This window comes from Microcystis sp. M_OC_Ca_00000000_C217Col (genome assembly GCF_007095585.1).
GTDB lineage: Bacteria > Cyanobacteriota > Cyanobacteriia > Cyanobacteriales > Microcystaceae > Microcystis > Microcystis panniformis.
On the sequence record NZ_SFBV01000180.1, the window covers coordinates 1 to 2,846 of the forward strand.

The 2,846-nt window shown below is 45.5% G+C and carries 2 protein-coding genes; one reads left to right on the top strand and one right to left on the bottom strand.

Annotation, left to right across the window (positions count from 1 at the left end; genetic code table 11):
- The coding region (locus EWV66_RS24410; RefSeq protein WP_502705658.1) for a transposase-like zinc-binding domain-containing protein at positions 1-89 on the bottom strand (89 nt) is incomplete at its 3' end.
- 71 nt (positions 90-160) lie between these two features.
- Here EWV66_RS24410 and EWV66_RS10455 point away from each other — a divergent pair.
- A complete protein-coding gene (locus tag EWV66_RS10455; protein ID WP_287107516.1) occupies positions 161-2,593 on the top strand; it encodes a type I restriction endonuclease subunit R in 2,433 nt (810 codons plus the stop codon).
- Positions 2,594-2,846: the final 253 nt, after the last annotated feature.

Sequence of the window (2,846 nt, forward strand, 5' to 3'; positions counted from 1 at the left end):
ATATGATTTTGTTTACCTTGTTTATTGATGCCATTTTTACGGATATGGGTAGATTTACATTCAGGGCATTGCATTTTGATTTCCTCCATTCATATCTCTATTATGCAACGCCGAAAATTATATCCTTTTCGATAACTCCACTGGCAAAACCTGCAAGATTATCGCCCGAAATCACCAGTTTCTAGGGGTTAACCAAGCGATCGATTCTGTGAAAAGATGGCGGGAGGGTGGGATAAAAGATAACAAACTAGGGGTTTTCTGGCATACCCAAGGCTCTGGAAAGAGCTACTCTATGGTTTTTTTCACCCGCAAAATTCGCCGTAAACTAGGCGCAAACTATACCTTCGTTATCTGTACCGATCGCGAAGATCTAGATAAACAGATCTACTATACCTTTGCCGGTTCCGGATTGACCAATAACGAGCAAGAACTCTGCCAAGCTTCCAGTAACGAACACTTGCAGAGTCTTCTGGGAGAGCATAAAGCCTATATTTTCACCCTCATCCAGAAATTCAACCAAACCGTCAATCCCGACCAACCCTACAACTCCCGAAACGATATCATCATTATCAGCGACGAAGCCCACCGAACCCAGTACGGAACCCTGGCCAGCAACCTCCGGGCTGCACTTCCGGGCGCTGGTTTTATCGGTTTTACCGGCACCCCTCTAGTCAGCAACGACGAGATCACTAAACGCTATTTCGGGGATTATGTCTCCACCTACGACTTCCAGAGAGCGGTCGAGGATAAAGCCACCGTTCCCCTCTACTATGATGCAAGGGGTGATAAACTCTCGATCGCCGTCAACGACCTCAACGAACAGATCGCCGCCAAAATCGAAGAGTTAGAGATCGAAAATGTTGAGATAGAAGACCGTTTAGAAAGGGAATTAAGAAGGGATTACTACATCCTGACGGCCCCGCAGCGGTTGGAGGCGCTGGCCCGTGATTTCGTTGAACATTACAGCACCGCTTGGGAAACAGGCAAAGCCATGGTGATTTGTATCGACAAGCTCACCTGTGTCAAGCTGCATAACCTGATCGATCGTTACTGGAGCGAAAAAATCCAACAACTGAAAAAAGACCTCAAAAAAATTACCGATGACCAAGAGGAAAACTATCGTCAGCGTCAGATTCAATGGATGGAAGCAACCCTAACGGCCGTGATCGTCAGCGAGGAACAGGGAGAGATCGACAAATTCCAGAAACAAGGGTTAGATATTACCAGCCATCGCAGTGTAATCAAAAATGGCTTTGAACTGGCGGACGGTAAAAGAATCAGCCCAGAAAATGCCTTTAAACAAGCCGATCACCCCTTTCGGATCGCCATCGTCTGCGCTATGTGGTTGACCGGTTTCGATGTTCCCTCCCTCTCCACCCTCTACCTCGATAAACCCCTAAAAGCTCATACGCTCATGCAAGCGATCGCTCGTGCTAACCGGGTTAACGAGGGCAAAACTAACGGTTTAATCGTGGATTACTGCGGAATCCTCAAAAATCTCCGCCAAGCTCTCGCCGATCTCGCCCAAATTTCCGATCAGGGACGCAGGGAAGACCATCTTAGTCTCGACCCCACGAAACCGCAAGAAAATTTACTGGATGAATTGGCCCGATCGATCGAGGCAGTTAAAGAATTTTTCGGGGAAAGTAACGCATCCCTAGACGCACTCCTCGAATATAAAATACCTAGTTTCGCCTTCAATAAAGCCATTAACGACGCGAAGGAAGCGATCAATCGAAGTGATCAGGCCCGACAAAATTTTCAACTCCTCTCCCAAGAGGTCTTCCATCTTTTTAAGGCCTGTCTTAATCAGCCATCGGTTAATCACTACCGTCCGGCTCACGACACGATTAAACTGATCTATAAATGCGTTCAAGGTGATCGGGAGAAAATAGACATCGGGGAAATTCTCTTGGAAATGCGATCGGTAATCGACGGGGCGATCGATGTAACCACCGAAGCGAGGGCCGATGATACCCCACTGTACAACATCAGTAAAATCAACTGCGAGCGTCTGAAACAGGAATTCGCTAATAGCGATCGCAAGAATACCACCGTCCAAACTCTCAAAAACGCCATCGAAAACCGTCTCCGAACAATGCTCGAGCAGAATCTGCAACGGACGAACTTTCAAGAACATTACGAGCAGATCATCGCTGATTATAATTTCGAGAAGGATCGGGTGGCGATCGAAAAGACCTTCGAGGCCTTATTAGAATTTATTCAGGAACTCGATCAAGAGTCCCAACGGGCGGTTAGCGAGGGATTAGACGAGGAATCCCTGGCCCTGTTCGACCTTTTAACCAAAGAGAATCTATCACCGCAAGAAATTGAAAAAATTAAACAGATCGCCACGCGGCTTTTGGAAACCCTAAAACAAGAGAAACTAAAGATCGATCGTTGGCCAGATAAAGAATCCAGTCGGGCGGAGGTTAAAACTACTATTCACAACTTTTTATACAGCGATAATACTGGTTTACCCGTCGATCTCTACACGGACGAAGAAGTGGAAGAAAAAACGGAAGAAGTCTTCCGTCACATCCTGCGAGTTTATCCGAGTCTGCCTTCGCCTTATTACAGCGCGGCTGCCTAGATTCTGGACTGTCCATATTTCGCTTTTCCAGAGTTGCTGATTTTAGTTCTGATAATCATCACCGTCCCTAAATATTTGCTCCGATTTTTTATAGTAAATTTATACTACTAAGGAAGCAAAGACGAAACTCTAAGTAGGGTTTGCTGAAAAAGTAAAAAACAAAAACTCTCAAAAATCAGCCCGAATTTAAGATAAGTTTTTCTGTTGAGAAATCAGCTTTTTTATCATCTTTTCTAATCAAAGAGGGATGAAT